Origin of the sequence: Marinobacter sp. GH_1, from assembly GCF_048595985.1 — a bacterium.
GTDB classification, from domain to species: domain Bacteria; phylum Pseudomonadota; class Gammaproteobacteria; order Pseudomonadales; family Oleiphilaceae; genus Marinobacter; species Marinobacter shengliensis.
Map to the genome: position 1 here is coordinate 3,314,983 of NZ_CP184460.1, position 16,695 is coordinate 3,331,677.

12 protein-coding genes are annotated in these 16,695 nt (G+C 58.1%); 6 read left to right on the forward strand and 6 right to left on the reverse strand.

Annotated features, from left to right (window positions below):
• The first annotated feature begins 58 nt into the window (after nt 1-58).
• From ACNSOI_RS15105 to ACNSOI_RS15115, 3 genes are read left to right on the forward strand one after another with little or no spacing between them, the layout of a single operon-like run.
• Nucleotides 59-1,981: a PrkA family serine protein kinase gene (locus ACNSOI_RS15105; protein ID WP_286251479.1), complete on the forward strand. Its 1,923-nt coding sequence runs from the start codon at nt 59-61 to the stop codon at nt 1,979-1,981.
• 26 nt (nt 1,982-2,007) lie between these two features.
• Entirely contained in the window at nt 2,008-3,297 is a 1,290-nt protein-coding gene (locus ACNSOI_RS15110) for a YeaH/YhbH family protein (protein WP_420195728.1), read from the forward strand.
• A complete protein-coding gene (locus tag ACNSOI_RS15115; RefSeq protein ID WP_420194437.1) occupies nt 3,294-4,853 on the forward strand; it encodes a SpoVR family protein in 1,560 nt (519 codons plus the stop codon). The genes ACNSOI_RS15110 and ACNSOI_RS15115 overlap by 4 nt, the downstream gene beginning before the upstream one ends.
• Nucleotides 4,854-4,882: 29 nt before the next feature.
• Here the strand turns inward: ACNSOI_RS15115 and ACNSOI_RS15120 are convergent, their stop codons facing one another.
• The 4 genes from ACNSOI_RS15120 to ACNSOI_RS15135 form a co-directional block, all read right to left on the reverse strand.
• Nucleotides 4,883-6,985 (reverse strand): TonB-dependent receptor family protein, encoded by a 2,103-nt coding sequence (locus ACNSOI_RS15120; protein WP_420194438.1) that lies wholly within the window; start codon nt 6,983-6,985, stop codon nt 4,883-4,885.
• An 82-nt stretch (nt 6,986-7,067) separates the two neighbouring features.
• Nucleotides 7,068-9,209, reverse strand: a complete 2,142-nt coding sequence (locus ACNSOI_RS15125) for a TRAP transporter large permease subunit (protein WP_420194439.1) — start codon at nt 9,207-9,209, stop codon at nt 7,068-7,070.
• A gap of 3 nt (nt 9,210-9,212) precedes the next feature.
• Nucleotides 9,213-10,352, reverse strand: a complete 1,140-nt coding sequence (locus ACNSOI_RS15130; protein WP_286251486.1) for a putative solute-binding protein — start codon at nt 10,350-10,352, stop codon at nt 9,213-9,215.
• 96 nt (nt 10,353-10,448) lie between these two features.
• Entirely contained in the window at nt 10,449-11,348 is a 900-nt protein-coding gene (locus ACNSOI_RS15135; RefSeq protein ID WP_106694759.1) for a bile acid:sodium symporter family protein, read from the reverse strand.
• Nucleotides 11,349-11,560: 212 nt separating this feature from the next.
• On the opposite strand from ACNSOI_RS15135, the gene ACNSOI_RS15140 reads away from it, so the two are divergent.
• Nucleotides 11,561-13,033 (forward strand): WS/DGAT/MGAT family O-acyltransferase, encoded by a 1,473-nt coding sequence (locus ACNSOI_RS15140; protein WP_106694758.1) that lies wholly within the window; start codon nt 11,561-11,563, stop codon nt 13,031-13,033.
• A gap of 23 nt (nt 13,034-13,056) precedes the next feature.
• Here ACNSOI_RS15140 and ACNSOI_RS15145 read toward each other — a convergent pair whose 3' ends face one another.
• Nucleotides 13,057-13,749, reverse strand: coding sequence for a Crp/Fnr family transcriptional regulator (locus ACNSOI_RS15145; RefSeq protein ID WP_420194440.1), 693 nt, complete (start codon nt 13,747-13,749; stop codon nt 13,057-13,059).
• Nucleotides 13,750-13,857: 108 nt separating this feature from the next.
• Here ACNSOI_RS15145 and ACNSOI_RS15150 point away from each other — a divergent pair, with 108 nt between their 5' ends.
• Both ACNSOI_RS15150 and ACNSOI_RS15155 read left to right on the forward strand, forming a co-directional pair.
• Nucleotides 13,858-14,628, forward strand: coding sequence for a class II aldolase/adducin family protein (locus ACNSOI_RS15150; protein WP_106694756.1), 771 nt, complete (start codon nt 13,858-13,860; stop codon nt 14,626-14,628).
• An 11-nt stretch (nt 14,629-14,639) separates the two neighbouring features.
• A complete protein-coding gene (locus tag ACNSOI_RS15155; RefSeq protein ID WP_286251495.1) occupies nt 14,640-16,016 on the forward strand; it encodes a GntP family permease in 1,377 nt (458 codons plus the stop codon).
• 12 nt (nt 16,017-16,028) lie between these two features.
• Here ACNSOI_RS15155 and ACNSOI_RS15160 read toward each other — a convergent pair whose 3' ends face one another.
• Nucleotides 16,029-16,658 carry a TetR family transcriptional regulator gene (locus ACNSOI_RS15160; RefSeq protein WP_058092709.1) on the reverse strand — a complete coding sequence of 210 codons (630 nt, stop codon included), beginning with the start codon at nt 16,656-16,658 and terminating at the stop codon, nt 16,029-16,031.
• Nucleotides 16,659-16,695: the final 37 nt, after the last annotated feature.

Here is a 16,695-nt window from a genome sequence, read left to right on the forward strand (position 1 = left end):
GGATATTGCGTGAGTTAAAGCGGTTTTATAACAAGCAAGAGCAAGCGAGGGGCCATCTATGAGCATTCTGCAGCACTTCAAAGACCGGTATGCATCCACTCAGGAGGAAGAATACTCCCTTGAGGAATACCTGGAGATCTGCAAAAAGGACCCAACAGCCTACAGCACCGCCGCCGAGCGAATGCTGATAGCCATCGGCGAGCCAGAACTGATCGACACCTCCCGTGACCCTCGCCTGTCACGCATATTTTCCAACAAAGTCATCAAGCGATACCCGGAATTCTCCGAGTTCTACGGCATGGAAGAAGCCGTGGAAAACATCGTGTCGTTCTTCCGCCACGCCGCCCAGGGCCTGGAAGAGAAGAAGCAGATCCTTTACCTGCTGGGCCCGGTGGGCGGCGGCAAATCCTCCCTGGCGGAAAAACTCAAGGCACTGATGCAGAAGGTGCCGTTCTATGCCATCAAGGGCTCGCCGGTCAACGAAAGCCCCCTGGGCCTGTTCGACCCGGACGAAGACGGCCCGATTCTGGAAGAAGAGTACGGCATTCCCGGCCGCTACCTGAAAAACATCATGTCGCCCTGGGCGGTAAAGCGACTGCACGAGTATGGTGGCGACATCAGCCAGTTCCGGGTGGTAAAACGCTACCCTTCGGTGCTCGACCAGATCGGGGTGTCCAAGACCGAACCCGGTGATGACAACAACCAGGATATTTCGGCGCTGGTGGGCAAGGTCAATATCCGCATGCTGGAAGACTACTCCCAGGACGACCCGGACGCCTACAGCTTCAGCGGCGGCCTGTGCAAAGCCAACCAGGGGCTGATGGAATTTGTGGAGATGTTCAAGGCCCCCATCAAGGTGCTGCATCCACTGCTGACCGCCACCCAGGAAGGCAACTACAACACCACCGAAGGTATGGGTTCCGTGCCGTTTGACGGCGTGATCCTGGCCCACTCCAACGAATCCGAGTGGCAGACCTTCCGCAACAACAAGCACAACGAAGCCTTCCTTGACCGGGTATACATCGTCAAGGTGCCCTATTGTGTGCGGGTTACCGAAGAAATCGAGATCTACCGGAAGCTGCTGAAAAACAGCTCCCTGTCCGGCGCCCCCTGTGCCCCAGACACCCTCGACATGCTGGCCCAGTTCTCGGTGCTGTCACGCATCAAGGATCCGGAAAACTCCAGCATCTTCTCCAAGATGAAGGTGTACGACGGCCAGAGCATCAAAGACACCGATCCAAAAGCCAAGTCCATCCAGGAATATCGGGACGCCGCCGGTGTGATGGAAGGCATGGACGGCTTGTCTACCCGCTTCGCGTTCAAGATTTTGTCCAAGGTGTTTAACTTCGACACCACCGAAGTGGCGGCCAACCCGGTACACCTGCTGTACGTGCTGGAAAAACAGATCGAGCAGGAACAGTACCCGTCTGAGATTCAGGAAAAATACCTGCGGTTCATCAAGGAATACCTGGCACCGCACTACGTGCAGTTCATCGGCAAGGAAATCCAGACCGCCTATCTGGAAAGCTACAGCGAATACGGCCAGAACTTGTTCGACCGTTACGTGACCTACGCCGACCTGTGGATACAGGACCAGGAGTTCCGGGACCCGGAAACCGGGGAAATTCTGGACCGGGGCTCCATCAACGACGAGCTGGAAAAGATCGAGAAGCCTGCGGGCATCAGCAACCCGAAAGACTTCCGCAACGAAGTGGTCAACTTTGTGCTGCGGGCCCGGGCCAACAACCAAGGCCAGAATCCCAGCTGGCTCAGCTACGAGAAACTGCGCAGCGTGATCGAGAAGAAGATGTTCTCGAACACCGAAGACCTGCTGCCGGTGATTTCCTTCAACCCGAAAGCCAGCCAGGAAGACCAGAAGAAACACAAACAGTTTGTGGAACGCATGGTCGAACGTGGGTACACCGAGAAACAGGTCCGCTTGCTTGCCGAGTGGTATCTGCGTGTGCGTAAGTCCCATTAACGGCCAGCGGGAGCAGACCCATGGGTATGACCCACATAGTCGACCGGCGACTGAACGGTAAAAACAAAAGCGCAGTGAACCGGGAACGGTTCCTGCGCCGCTATCGCCATCACATCAAAAAAGCGGTGTCTGAAGCGGTCCAGAAACGTTCCATTACGGATATTGAACGGGGCGAGAAGGTCAGCATTCCGGCCCGGGATATACAGGAGCCCATCTTCCACCATGGTCCCGGTGGTCGGCGGGAAGTGGTACACCCCGGCAACCAGGAATGGGTAGCCGGCGACACCATTCCCAAACCCCCGGGCGGTGGCGGCAAAGGTCAGGGGCAAGGCCAAGCCAGCCCGGACGGTGAAGGCATGGATGAATTTGCCTTCCAGATCACCCAGGAGGAATTCCTGGAATTCCTGTTTGATGACCTGGAGTTACCCAACCTGGCCCGCAAGAAACTCAAGGATACCGAAGCCTTCAGTTACGTTCGCGCCGGGTTCACCAGCCAGGGTGTGCCCGCCAAACTGGATGTGGTGCGTTCGCTACGGGGCGCCCATGCCCGCAGGCTGGGCTTGGGCGGCGCCCGCAAGAAGAAAATCAAGGATCTGGAAAGGCAACTGGAAGCCCTGAGAGGCGCGCCGGAGGATCTGGACCCGGCCTTCAGCCATGAGGACCAGATCAAGGTGCTGGAAGACGAAATTGCGCGCCTGAAAGCCAACGTCAAACGCATTCCGTTTATCGACGAGATCGACCTGCGTTACCGCCAGCACCAGAAGCAGCCCAAGCCCGCTACCAGCGCCGTGATGTTCTGCCTGATGGACGTGTCCGGTTCCATGACCCAGATGCACAAAGACATCGCCAAGCGCTTTTTCATCCTGCTGTATCTGTTCCTGAAGAAGAACTACAAGAAGATCGATGTGGTGTTTATCCGCCACCACACCAGTGCCAAGGAAGTGGACGAAGAAGAATTCTTCTACAGCCGGGAAACCGGCGGCACCATTGTTTCCAGCGCCCTGAAGCTGATGCACCGGATCATCGAGGCCCGATACTCACCGGCGGAATGGAACATCTACGCCGCCCAGGCATCGGATGGTGACAACTGGAACGATGACTCCCCGGTTTGCAGCAAACTGCTGACCAACAGCATTCTGCCGCTGGTGCAGTACTACTCTTACATCGAAATCACACCCCAGGACCACCAGATGCTCTGGTACGAGTACGAGAAGATCCTGGAACAGTTTCCCCAGAGTTTTGCCATGCAGCAAATTGCAGACCCTGGCGATATTTACCCGGTATTCCGACAGTTGTTCGAGAGGAAAGCCGCATGAGCAGCCTGATTGATCGCCCGAACGCACCGGAGAGCGAACAACCCAAGGCAGGAACGCCCATTTCCACCGGCTCGGAGTGGACCTTTGAGCTGATCCAGAAGTACGACGAGGAGATTGCCAAGTGCGCCGCCGAGTTCGGGCTGGACACCTACCCTAACCAGGTGGAAGTGATTACCGCCGAGCAGATGATGGATGCCTACAGTTCCGTGGGCATGCCCGTGGGCTACCATCATTGGTCGTTCGGCAAGCAGTTCCTGCAGACTTCCAAAGGCTATCAGCGCGGCCAGATGGGGCTGGCCTACGAGATTGTGATCAATTCCAACCCCTGCATCGCCTACCTGATGGAAGAAAACACCCTGCCCATGCAGGCACTGGTGATTGCCCACGCCAGCTATGGCCACAATTCGTTTTTCAAAGGCAACTACCTGTTCCGCACCTGGACCGATGCCAGTGCGATCATCGACTACCTGGTGTTCGCCCGCAATTATGTGGCCGAATGCGAGGAACGCCATGGCGTGGATGCGGTGGAAGAAATCCTCGACTCCTGCCACGCCTTGATGAACTACGGCGTGGACCGATACAAACGCCCGGCACCCATTTCCGCGGCGGAGGAAGCCCAGCGTCAGAAAGAGCGGGAGGAATACCAGCAACGGCGCATCAACGATTTGTGGCGAACCATTCCAAAGCCGGACGAAGACGACGACCCGGTCAAGCGCAAACCCCGGTACCCGGAAGAGCCCCAGGAAAACTTGCTGTACTTCATCGAGAAGAACGCACCCCTGCTGGAAACCTGGCAGCGGGAACTGGTGCGCATCGTGCGCAAGCTGGCACAGTACTTTTACCCGCAACGCCAGACCCAGGTGATGAACGAAGGCTGGGCCACCTTCTGGCACTACACCCTGTTGCACCGGATGTACGAGAAAGGCCTGGTGACCGACGGCTTTATGCTGGAATTCCTGCAAAGCCACACCGCCGTGGTGTACCAGCCACCGTTCAACAGCCCCTGGTATTCCGGCATTAACCCCTACACCCTGGGCTTCTCCATCTTCACCGACCTGCGGCGCATCTGCGAGAACCCCACCAAGGAAGACCGGGAGTGGTTCCCGGACATCGCCGGCAAGGACTGGCTGGAGACCGTGCATTTCGCTATGCGCAACTTCAAGGACGAAAGCTTCATCCAACAGTTCCTGTCGCCCAAAGTCATGCGGGACCTCAAACTCTTCGCCATCGAGAACGATGACCAGGAAGACCACTACATGGTGACCGCCATCCACGACGACCCGGGGTACCGGGTGCTGCGGGAGAAACTGGCGCGCCAGTACAACCTCAGTTACCGGGAGCCGAACATACAAGTGTGGAATGTGAATGTGCGGGGCGACCGTTCACTCACCCTGCGGCATATTCCCGTGGACCGGGTACCGCTTGGCAAGGAAACAGACGAAGTGCTGAAACACGCCCACCGGCTGTGGGGCTTTGATGTGCACCTGGAAAGCGTGGATGACGGCAAGGTGGTTGAGGAACATCACTGCCCACCCAGAGGCGCTGAGGAGGAGTGACCACAATGGGCCACCCCTGAGATCACAAATCAGAAAGTCAATTCAAGGCCCGCATAGAACGTTCTGCCGGCACCGGGCTCGAAGTAACCGCGATCTTCAACGGCCCGGTCTGCGTTGGCATTAATGCGCACGTTGCTGAAATAATCTTCATCCAGCACATTGCGGACACCGGCGTAGAGATTGAGCGTCTGATTACCCAGACGCACGGAGTCACCCGCGCGGGCGCCCAGCAACCAATAATCGCTTACCTTGGTCTGGTTGCTGTTCTCCGCATAAAAGCTGCCAACGTACTGCCATTCCAGTGCTGCGAACCGGCCAGCCATACCCTGCCACTCCAGTTCAGACACCCAGAGCGTGCCGGGCAAGCCGGGGATGTCATTGCCATCAGCATCATTGCCCTGTTCGTCAGTGAAATCGCGCAGCTCGTAGTCTGCCAGAGTCAGTGCCGTGGTTGCCCGCCAGGCATAGGAGATATCCCAACCCAGGCCAAGTTCAACACCGTTGCGCCGGGTTTCGCCGGCATTTTCATAGAAGGTGCGGCCGTCCAGTTCGTAGGGCAGGATTTCATCCTTAACCCGGATGGAGAACAGTGCCAGGTCGTAACTGAGAGAGTTACCCCATAAACCACGAACACCAATCTCCCGGTTCAGCGCCTTTTGCGGTTCCACATCCGGGTTAAAGCCACCGGCACCAGAGGGGTTGGCAAACTCGGTAAAGGTGGGCGACTCGAACGCCGTGCCAACGGTGGCGTATACCTGATGCCGGGGCGCCAGGCGATAGCTCAGGCCAACCACGCCGCTGACTTCCCGGAACGTCCGGCTGCCGGAATCATCACCGTCCTCAAGCCGGTCATCATCGACCGACAGGCGCAGATGATCCCAGCGGGTCCCGAGTGAAAAATTCAACCGATCCGTCAGCGCCAGATCCCCCTGGGCGAATACAGCCACGTTTGTCGCGTTCTGGGTTTCTGCCTGGGTTTGCCCGGTAATCTCGCCCATGGGTGACACCTGGTAGCGCCGGCGGTCATCCGACTGCCGATGGACATCCGCGCCGGTTACCCAGGTCAAAGGTCGCCCGGCCAGCTCGGAACCTTGCTGGTACTGGGAACTGATTCCGTAAAAATGGCGGTCGTAGGCCACGCGGCTGGCGCCGGGAAAAGGCAACTGCTGGGCGAAATCCCGATGACTGTAAAAGGTGTTCACGGTGACCTCACCGGGCAATACAGCGGCATCCTGATACTGCAGCCCCAGGGTTTGCTGATTCACCGTCTGGCCGCTGTCCAGCCGCTTGGCCATAAAGGTAGCCTGGTTCGGATCATCCTCTACCTGGGACAGGGTCAAGCCGCCCGGGTCCTGGGCTTTCGGGTTATGTAAGGCGTTGAAGGTGGCGGTCAGCTCCCTCTCGGAATCCAGCTCATGGGAAACTCGGGCGTTGAACAGGCCCTTTTCCGCCTCACTTTGTTCCCGGTGGCCGTTTACATTCATCCAGGACAGCGTTGCGATGGCACTGGTGTCGCCGTGAACGCCATTACCCTGAATGGCGGCCTTGCGGTAATCATCGCTGCCGCCATCAAGGCGCAGCCGGGCACCGGGGGGCAAATCATCGCCACGGGCCGTGGTGATATCCAGCACGCCACCGGCGGCATTGCCATACTGCACCGAGGACGGGCCCCGAATTACCTCAATACGCTGGGCGGAATCCAGGTCGATGGCATCGATCTGCGACTGGCCATCCGGCAGGGTATAGGGAATGCCATCTACCTGAATGCGGATACCCCGAATACCGAAGGGCGCACGAGCCCCGAAACCCCGGGTCGACAGTCGCAGATTCTGGGCGAAGTTGTAACGGTTCTGGAAGAAAAGCCCAGGCACGGTATTGAGGGATTCGTCCAGTTGCAGGCGCTGCTGGCCCTGGCGGATGGCGGGGGCGTCCACTACGCTGACCGCAGCGGGGGTATCGTAAAGGTCACGAGCCAGGCGAGGTGAGGTCACTTCCAGAACGATTTCCCCAATCGCCTCGCCCTCGTCCGCAACCTGTGCCGCCAACTCGCTTGACGGCATCATGACCGACACAATGGCGAACGCAATCACCAACCGCTGTGAGTAACCATGCCCCTGGGCTTCCTCTTTCACTTCGCTTCCCCCCCTGCCATCAGTTGCATGATACGCACCAGCCGCGAACCCGATCACATCCACGCAGGCCTGAGCATAACGACTAAGCCGGAGACTGAATACCCAACAATAGTTGGAATATTGTGCTCCCAAAGGCTGGCAGGTACGTCACCATCAACAGCGTAGTGCCCATGACCATCACCGGGAGAATGAAGCGGAAATTGCGCTGCCAGAAGGTACCATACAGGCTCTCCGGCGATGTGGGCACGCCGACCACCTGCCTGGTCAGCAAATGGTTGAGCGCCACGGGTGGAGTCAGATACCCCATTTCAAATGCGAGCACGGTCATCACCCAGAAGTGAAGCGGATCAATACCGTTGTTCAAAGCGATGGGGGCCAGCGTGGCGTTCACCAACAGTACCGCGCCATAGGGGTCCATGATCATGCCTATAAACACAAGCAAAGCCATCAGCAGCGTGAGTGTCAGCCATACCGATCCCAGTTGTTCAGGGAACAACTCAAGCAGGCCCGAACGTTCGATCAGGCCGCCGACACTGACGGACAGCGCCATTAACATCAGCAGGGCACCGATCAGGGCACTGGATTCACGGGTAGCGCGCAACACAGCGGGCGAAAAGCCGCTTGCCAACGGACCACGGGCATCCTCCGGCAAATCATCAGCGTCAGGGTCCGGTGATCTGAGCACCCAACGCTCGAACGCCAGCACCAGCAGCAAAATCAACGGCAGAATGGCTGGCGCAGAGAACTCATCCAGCCCCCGATTCAGCAGTAGATTCCACAGCAGGATCACGCCCGCGAAAATGGCCACGTAAGGCAGCAGTGGCAACAACGCACGCAGCATGCCGGGCACCGCCTCCCGCAGTGGAGCGATTTCTCCTTTCGACGGCCCGCCAATCAGGAACACATAAATCGCGTACACCGACGCGGTCAACAACAATACCCTGGCGCCGGCGCTGAACATTTCATCGGTGGTCACACTGTTGTTGAGGGTGGCAACAATGACCACCAGCAGACAGGGACGCAGCATGGTCCCCATGGAGCCGGAGATCGCCGTAGTCGCCAGTGCCAGTTGCTCCGATGTACCCGCGCGCCGCAACTCCCGGTATAGCGTGAGACCGGCCGCCAGAATAAAGATACCGGACGCACCGCTGTAGGCGGTGGGCAAGGCAGTGAGCAGTAGCACCGCCACCCCGAGCCATTTCGGAGGCAACCGCCAGGGCCGAAGAACATTAAATACCTTCCTGGGAAGATGGGTGCGCGCCAGCAACATGCCAACCCACACGTAGAGCCCAAGATTGAGGAACAATGCCGATAACTCCGCCATCATGGTGAGGTAGACGGCAATACCGTGGTAGAAGCCGTGAAACGCAAACTGGATGGAGGCAGAAATACACATGAAGCTGTAGAGAGGCACGCTCAGCATGGCCCGAGACCAGCTTCTGCCCACGGGAAGGTCATCCCTCCGCCGGCGCAGCTGCCAGAGGGAAATCAGGGTAAGCGTGCCAAAACCGGCCACCCAGATATCATGCATGAACAGATGGGCCAGGGGCATGCCGGCCTCTGCCTGGGCCAGCTCCTGTTGCCGATAAAGCCAGGTAGAGGCGGTCAGTAACCCGTTGGCCACCAATTGGGAAACGGTGGCAACCCGGTCATCCAGACGGCTTTCTACAGGGCGAAGGGCAATGTGCTGACGCCCCAGGGTTGCGGCCGCTGCACAGAACAGCAGCATCAGCCCCAGCAGCACCCGACGATTTCCGGTTACCAGCAGAACGGCCTGAGACAGCCCTGCCTCTACCAGAACGAAAGCCTGAACCCCTGGAGTGTTGAGCGACTGTAAGCGCTCCCAATTAGCAACACGATTCTCGCAGGCGCGGGAGGCGGCCAACACCGAAGTGCGGACCTGTTCACGGTCGATCTGGTCGCCGAACACATCGGCAAATGGGTCGGCAGATTTTTCCGCCTTTTTAACCGCAACCGCCAGGTCTACGGCCGCTTCTTCATCGCTCACGACCTGGCAACCCGGCGCGCTGATCCGGTCGATCACCCGCAAGTTGAAGTAGTCGGGCCAGGTTTCCCCGCCGATCTCCAATAACCGAGAATGCAGGGTTTCGCCCACCGAGGCCAATAACGTAAGCACAAGAATGGCCAGCATCGGCACGCTGGCCAGGGTCATTGACCAGGTGCGACTGGGGGATACCGGGGCGGTCCGGGAGTCGGTGGTCATGGCTTACTCCACCGGATTACTGCATTCCTCCCGGCTACCGTCATCGCGGCAACGGATCTTGCGCTGCAGGGTTAACATATCCCCGCTGTAGTAGCCTTGCTCACGCAATTCCAGCCGCGCCGCCTGCATCATGGCATCGTATTCCCGGCGGTCATCAGCGGGAATTCTGATCCACCACTTGTCCGGCACCTTTTCCTCTTCCATCCGGACGCGACTGATTATTTCATCGGACCCCTGGAAAAAAGCCTCTCGCACAAGCTGCGCCAGTTCGTTGGGGATGACCTCGGCGCGGCCAATCAGCTGCATGGTGATATGGGTCAACGGCAGGTCGATAATGCCACCGTCCGGCTCCAGCCCCTTGTGCAGCTCCAATACTTCATAGGCTGCCAGCGGCGCTGCCAGCACGTCGACCACCCCGGTATTGAACATATTGGGGGCATTAACAATGTCAGCGACCACCGGTGTTGCCCCCACCCCGGAAATCATCTCCGCCTGGGTAGGATCGTAATCCAGCACCACCACTCGCTTGCCGGAGGCCTTTGCCAGGGTATTGATACTGCGGTCGTTCACAAACACATGGGCGGCGCCTGCCGGAGCAATACCCATCACCACATAACCGTTGCTCACCATGCGATCCGCACTGCGGGGATCGGCCATCAGCTGCAAGCCCAACTGCATTTGCTCGTGATTCGGGAAGCCGCCAATCGAATCCAGGGTGCCGGTGTATTGATTGAACAATCGCGCACGCAGCCCACTCATCAGGGCGGCGTCGCAGGTACCGGATTTGAGCTCTTCTACCATCACCGATTCGCTGGTGTATGGCACCATCTCTACGTTGATCCCGTACTGAAGAATTCTGTGCCGCTGATCCTGGGCTGCGCCATAAATAGGGCCGGAGCGCCCAAAGATATCCCAGACACATACCCGGTAGGTCCGGTCTGGATCGGGCTGCAGGCCGGTCAATTCCTGCATGGCGTTGATACGCTGTTCCAGGGGAAGGCTCTGGTCATAAACCTTCGCCCGCAAGTCTTCATTGGCCCAGGTCAGAACCGGGAGGCAAGACATCGCGAAGGTGGTCGCCAGTAAAAGACACCGGGTTATCCAGTGGCAGGAAGGGGGCGTTTGAAGGGCAAGAGGCATCATTATTGTTATCCCGAGCTGAAAATCTTTGTGCTCAGGGTAACAGTGATGCCTTCATGCCCCTCTGTCTCTGGCGGCAGCGGGCGGCTGGCAAATATGTCAATCGACTGGTTGGGAGGCGGTGGTCTGCACATTGGATTTGGGAATAATGCTGCGGCCATAAACCGCCAGCAAGAACCCGATGGGAAACATAAGCACACCGTATACGGCAGCGGGGATGGACATGGCACTGGATTCCAGCAGCGTCAGGGTAACCATCAGGCCAATGGTCGCGTTCTTGACGCCCAGCTCAACCGCCACGGCCAGTGACTCGCGCTGCGTCAGGCCCGCCGCGCGCCCGGCAAGCAGGCCCAGAACAATGCCCACCACATTGAGCATGATGGTTGAAGGACCGGCCTGCTTCAGCAAATCGCCAATCTGGTCACGAACACCGAACAGCAGGGCCACAATCAGAACCGCCAGCACCACGCCCCCGAAAATGCTGACTACACTCTCAGCTTTACGTGCCAGCTCAGGCTTGCGAGTGCGCACAATCATACCAAGAGCCACCGGGAACAACACGATGCCCACCAGCATGCCGATGGTTTTGCCCACTGGTAGCGAGATGTCCTCCGCCGTGCCCATAAAATGCTGCAGGGCCATATTGGCAAACAGCGGCAGGGTTATGATGGTGATCAGGCTGGCTACCACGGTCAGAACAATAGACAGGGCAATGTTGCCCCTGGCCAGTAAAACGAACAAGTTGGATGTGGTGCCGCCAGGGCAGGCTGCAATAATCACCAGCCCCACCGCGATGGCAGGCGACACCCCAAACAGATAGGCCAGCGCAAACGCAGCCAGCGGCATCAACAATATCTGGGCGATGGTGCCGACCACCATGCCACGCGGGTAAACCGCCACCTGGCGAAAGTCCCGAACGGTCAGGGTCATCCCGATACCGATCATGATGATAAAGAGCGCCACCGGCAAACCTGCCGAGATCAGCGGGCTGGATTCCACGAAACCTCCGTCATTCTTTGTTATTCATTGTTTGCAGAGAGAAATTAGCACACTACCCGACAGATCGGCAGCGCCGGATGGCTACATTGTGTAACTGCAAAACCCCGTAAAAGCCAGAACTAAATGGGCGTTTTGATCGTGTGTTACTGCGGTAATCAGTATACTTGCATGTAACAATCAAAAAATGACTATGTGACGGAGATACACAAGGAATGAAACGTCTCGGAACACTGGACGCCTCATGGCTCGCGGTAGAATCTGAAGATACCCCCATGCACGTCGGTAATTTACAGATTTTCTCGCTACCGGAAGGCGCTACGGAGACTTTTCTGCGGGACATGGTGACCCGCATGAAGGAAGCAGGTGATGTCGCAGCCCCCTGGGGATACAAGCTGGCCTGGTCCGGCTTTCTTGGGCGACTGGTGGCACCAGCCTGGAAAATCGACAAGGACATCGATCTCGATTACCACGTCAGACACTCAGCCCTGCCCCGTCCCGGCGGCGAGCGGGAGCTTGGCATTCTGGTGTCGCGCCTGCACTCCAACCCCCTGGATTTCTCCCGCCCGCTGTGGGAGTGCCATGTCATCGAGGGGTTGGAAAACAACCGGTTTGCCCTGTACACCAAGATGCATCACTCGATGATTGACGGCATCAGTGGCGTGCGCCTGATGCAGCGTGTACTGACCACCGACCCGGATCGCACCAACATGCCACCGCCCTGGACGGTTCGTCCCGAGCGGCGCCGTGGCAGCAAGACAGACAAAGAAGCCAGTGTGCCGGCGGCCGTCTCGCAAGCCATGGACGCGCTGAAACTGCAGGCCGATATGGCGCCAAGACTCTGGCAGGCCGGTAACCGCCTGGTTCACTCTGTGCGGCACCCGGAAGATGGCCTGACAGCACCCTTCACTGGCCCCGTGTCTTTGCTGAATCACCGGGTGACCGGCCAGCGCCGTTTCGCCACCCAGCATTATCAACTGGAGCGGCTGAAAGACTTGGCACATGCCAGCGGTGGCTCCCTGAATGATATTGTTCTGTACTTGTGCGGTACGGCTCTGCGCCGGTTCCTGCTTGAGCAGGACCAGCTGCCAGACATCCCTTTGACGGCAGGCATTCCGGTTAACATCCGCCCGGCAGATGACCAGGGTACAGGTACCCAGATCAGCTTCATGATTGCCTCTCTCGCTACCGATGAAGCCGACCCGTTGAACCGGCTTCAGCAGATCAAAACATCTACCCGACGGGCCAAGGAACATCTGCAAAAACTGCCGAAGAGTGCACTGACCCAATACACCATGCTGCTGATGTCACCCTATATCCTGCAGCTTATGTCTGGCCTGGGCGGGCGCATGCGGCCGGTGTTTAACGTGACGATTTCCAACGTCCCGGGGCCGGAGCGAACGCTTTACTACGAGGGCGCAAAGCTGGAGGCCATGTACCCGGTGTCTTTGATTGCCCACGGCGGGGCCCTGAACATTACCTGCCTGAGCTATGCCGGCTCACTGAACTTCGGTTACACCGGCTGCCGCGACACGCTGCCCAGCATGCAGAAGCTGGCGGTGTACACCGGGGAAGCACTGGATGAGCTAGAGAGCCTGATCCTGCCTCCGCCCGCTAAAACGACAAAGGTAAAACCTCAAAGAAGCAGAAAAGCGCCGAAAGCTACGGGCACCAAAAGCCAAAGCTGATCTCCGGGCAGACCTCCCCGGCGCTAATCCAGGGTCTGAAGGTAATCCTGCAATGCGGCCGGATCGGTGAGTTCGATCCGGCCGTACGTCAGTTTCAGTAGCCCCCGCTGCTCAAAATGCTTGATCCACTGGTGCACGCCCTGTCGGGTCATGCCCATCATATTCGCAATGTGTTCCCGGGTAATGCGGATGGTCACCGGCTCGGTGCCAGCGTCACCATCGCCCTGAATCTGGGCCAGAAACAGCAACCTCCGGCCAATCCTTGCGGCAACGCCTCGAAGTGCATCGTCTTCAATAATCGACATCGCCGCCCATAAGCGGCGGCTTACCATGTCCAAAACCACCGGATAGCACTCAGGGTACTTTGCCATTACGCTCCGGAACGCATCGCCCGGTAGCTCTACCAGGGTTGCCGCTTCATGAGCCGTGGCGCCGTACACCCTTTTCATACCGGGAGAAAAAACTGAATCCCCGAACCAGACTCCGGCGCTGAACATGATCAGAGTGGCTTCCCGCCCTGCGGAATTGACGGAACTTATCCGGACCACACCCGAGGCAATCACATTCAGAGTGGCTGTGGCAGATCCTTTGTCGTAGATCGGCTCATCCGCATCGAATATCCGAACTCGGGCAATGTCGGCAAGGTCGTCAAACGCCCGCACAGGGAAACCTGCAAACAAGGGGCAGTCAGCGAGGATGGTCTTGATGTTAGTCATAACCTCAATTGTAAACAATTTGACAGTCTTGGCCGATCACTTATCCCTACACTCGACGCTAAAGAGGATGAATACCACAAGAACAACACCCATAGAGAGAAACACATCATGTCAGAACAGCTCTCCATTCCGTCAAAGAAAAACAACGTCAGTGAACAAGAATGGCAACTGCGGGTCGACCTTGCAGCGGCCTATCGCCTGGTGGCACTCCACGGTTGGGACGACCTTGTCTTTACTCATATCTCCGCGAGGATCCCCGGCGACGAGCACCATTTCCTGATCAATCCCTACGGGATGATGTTCGAGGAAATTACCGCATCAAGCCTGGTACGTGTTGACCAGGACGCAAACAAGATCGACCCCGACGATTTCGACATCAATCCGGCCGGTTTTACCATCCACAGCGCCATTCATTCGGTGAGAGAAGACGCAGCCTGTGTGATGCACCTGCACACCGCCGACGGCATTGCGGTATCGGCGCAACAGGATGGCCTGCTTCCCCTATCCCAGCAAAGCCTGTTTGCGCTGGCCAGCCTGTCCTATCACGATTATGAGGGTGTTGCCCTGAGGGAAGACGAAAAGGCACGTCTACAAAAAGATCTGGGCAACGCGAACTTCATGATCCTGCGCAACCACGGCCTGCTGACCACCGGGACCAGCATTGCCGATGCGTTTCTTGCCATGTACATACTGCAGACCTCGTGTCAGATCCAGATCAAAGCGCTGTCGGGCGACCGCCCATTGACGCCCATCCCCGCCGGCATAGTCGACACCATCAAACAGCAAGCCGAACAGGTTACCAAAGGCCTTGGTGGCAAACTGGCCTGGCCTGGCTTGCTGCGCAAGCTGGACCGAATTGACCCAGGTTTCCGGGACTGACAGGAGCTCACATGCTTGCAAACCTTGGCCTTCTGGCCGGTCTGATTTTGCTGATTGTGATGGCGTTGCGCGGAATCAATATTCTGGTCGCAGCGCTGGTATCCAGCCTGATTGTCGCGGTGACCAACGGATTGGGACTATCCCCGACCCTGCTGGAACACTTTCCTTTTGGTCCGCTGGGCGCGTTCAGCTTTGCCGGCAAGTTTTTTATTTTGTTCCTCGCCGGCGCCATCTTCGGCAAGATGATGGCCTCAAGCGGGGCTGCGGGCTCCATCGCCAATGCCATAACCCGTGGCCTGGGCGCAAAACGCACCATCCTGGTGACCATACTGGTGTGTGCGTTGTTAACCTATGGTGGTGTCGTGGTGTTTGTGGTGATCTTCACCATGTACCCGCTGGGCGTCGCGCTCATGCGCGAAGCCAACCTGCCAAAACGCCTGTTTTGCGGCGCCACTGCGTTGGGGGCTGGCACCTTTACCATGACAGCGCTGCCTGGCACCCCCTCGATTCACAACGTCATCGGAGCTTCCGCTCTTGGCACAGACCTGTTCGCCGGCGCCCTGATCGGGCTGACCGCCGGCGCGGTTATGTTTGCGTTGGGACTGGTGTACCTGGAACGGCAATGGTCACGGGCTCGCGCAGCCGGAGAGGGCTATCAGGTGAATGCCCAGGATGAATACATGGAGAACATGGCGCCTGCGCTGCAGCATGGGCCCGAGTGGCAGCGCAGCATCGTTCCGCTGTTGCTGGTTCTGGGCACCATTATTATTCCAAGACTGCTGACCGCACTCGGCATAGCCGATGGCGAGACGCCTTTGCTGGGCCCCCTGATTTCCTTCGCCGGTAACGAGCCGATCGTCTGGCCAAGCTTTGCCCTGATGATTGGCGCGGGTAGCTGTGTGTTGCTGTTCCCGGATTTTCGCAGCAAGGCCATGGAAAGTCTGGGCGTTGGCGCCAACGACGCTATCATGCCTTTGCTCAACACGGCCGCCGTGATCGGGTTTGGCAGCGTGGTGACTCAGACTACCGGCTTCAACAGCTTTGCGCAGTGGGTACTGGAGCTGCCGCTACCTCCGCTGTTATCCGCGTTCGCCTCAGTCAGCGTGGTGTCGGCGATTGTGGGCTCGGGGTCCGGGGGATTGCAGATCTTCATGCAGACCTTTGCGGAAAAGTATCTTGCGATGGGTATAGAGCCGGAGACCCTGCATAGAATTGCCACCCTCGGTTCCGGCGGCATCGACTCACTGCCCCATTGCGGCGCGGTGATTGCCATGCTGACCATCATGGGCCTCAAGCACAAGGAAGCCTACAAGGACATCTTTGTGGTGACCGTCGCCATTCCAGTTATCGCCACCTTGGTGGCCATTGGCGTGGCGTCGGCAACCTAGCGTTCGCCAGTCTCAGGCGCTGTCGCTGTTCCAGTTGGCAGCGCCGACAAACACCATCTGCAGGAAACGGGTGGTGCGCTTACGCACCTGGCCGATCTGGTAATCGTCGTCTTCGGATATGCTGAGCAGGTCGGTCAGGCTGAAGGCCACGGTTCGCACTACCAGATCGCATGTTACATCCAGATCGGCGTCACTAAGATGCTCCATTAACCTGAGCCGGCGAAGATCGTTGGCCAGCTCGCTGGCGAAGAAACGCATTTCACTGCGAATCCCCTCCTGTACCGCCCGACTTTCCCCCGCCAGGCCCTGAGCCATAAACAGGAAGAAACTTCGGTTGGCCTGGGCATGAGCCACGAAGATACCCACAGACTCTTCAATCAGCTTGTCCGCCTGCAACACATTGGCTCGCGCTTCCCGCATCATTCGGCGTAGCACCAGGCCCAGCTCATCCACCAGCTGCAAACCCAGATCGTCCATGCTCCGGAAATGCCTGTAAAAGGATGTAGGCACCACACCCGCCTGCCGGGTGACCTCCCGAATGCCCAGGCTGGCGAAATGCCGGCCTTTACCCACCAATGCCAGAGCCGCACTCATCAGCTTCTCGCGGGTTTCCCCTGGCTTGCGCCTTTGTTTGTCTGCCATTCCTCTTCCCGTACCGCTTAACCAGGTTCACAAGTGT

Coding starts and splice junctions, on each gene's coding strand:
- ACNSOI_RS15105 (WP_286251479.1), top strand. CDS start 59: ATGAGCATTCTGCAGCACTTCAAAGACCGGTATGCATCCACTCAGGAG.
- ACNSOI_RS15110 (WP_420195728.1), top strand. CDS start 2,008: ATGACCCACATAGTCGACCGGCGACTGAACGGTAAAAACAAAAGCGCA.
- ACNSOI_RS15115 (WP_420194437.1), top strand. CDS start 3,294: ATGAGCAGCCTGATTGATCGCCCGAACGCACCGGAGAGCGAACAACCC.
- ACNSOI_RS15125 (WP_420194439.1), bottom strand. CDS start 9,209: ATGACCACCGACTCCCGGACCGCCCCGGTATCCCCCAGTCGCACCTGG.
- ACNSOI_RS15130 (WP_286251486.1), bottom strand. CDS start 10,352: ATGATGCCTCTTGCCCTTCAAACGCCCCCTTCCTGCCACTGGATAACC.
- ACNSOI_RS15140 (WP_106694758.1), top strand. CDS start 11,561: ATGAAACGTCTCGGAACACTGGACGCCTCATGGCTCGCGGTAGAATCT.
- ACNSOI_RS15145 (WP_420194440.1), bottom strand. CDS start 13,749: ATGACTAACATCAAGACCATCCTCGCTGACTGCCCCTTGTTTGCAGGT.
- ACNSOI_RS15150 (WP_106694756.1), top strand. CDS start 13,858: ATGTCAGAACAGCTCTCCATTCCGTCAAAGAAAAACAACGTCAGTGAA.
- ACNSOI_RS15155 (WP_286251495.1), top strand. CDS start 14,640: ATGCTTGCAAACCTTGGCCTTCTGGCCGGTCTGATTTTGCTGATTGTG.
- ACNSOI_RS15160 (WP_058092709.1), bottom strand. CDS start 16,658: ATGGCAGACAAACAAAGGCGCAAGCCAGGGGAAACCCGCGAGAAGCTG.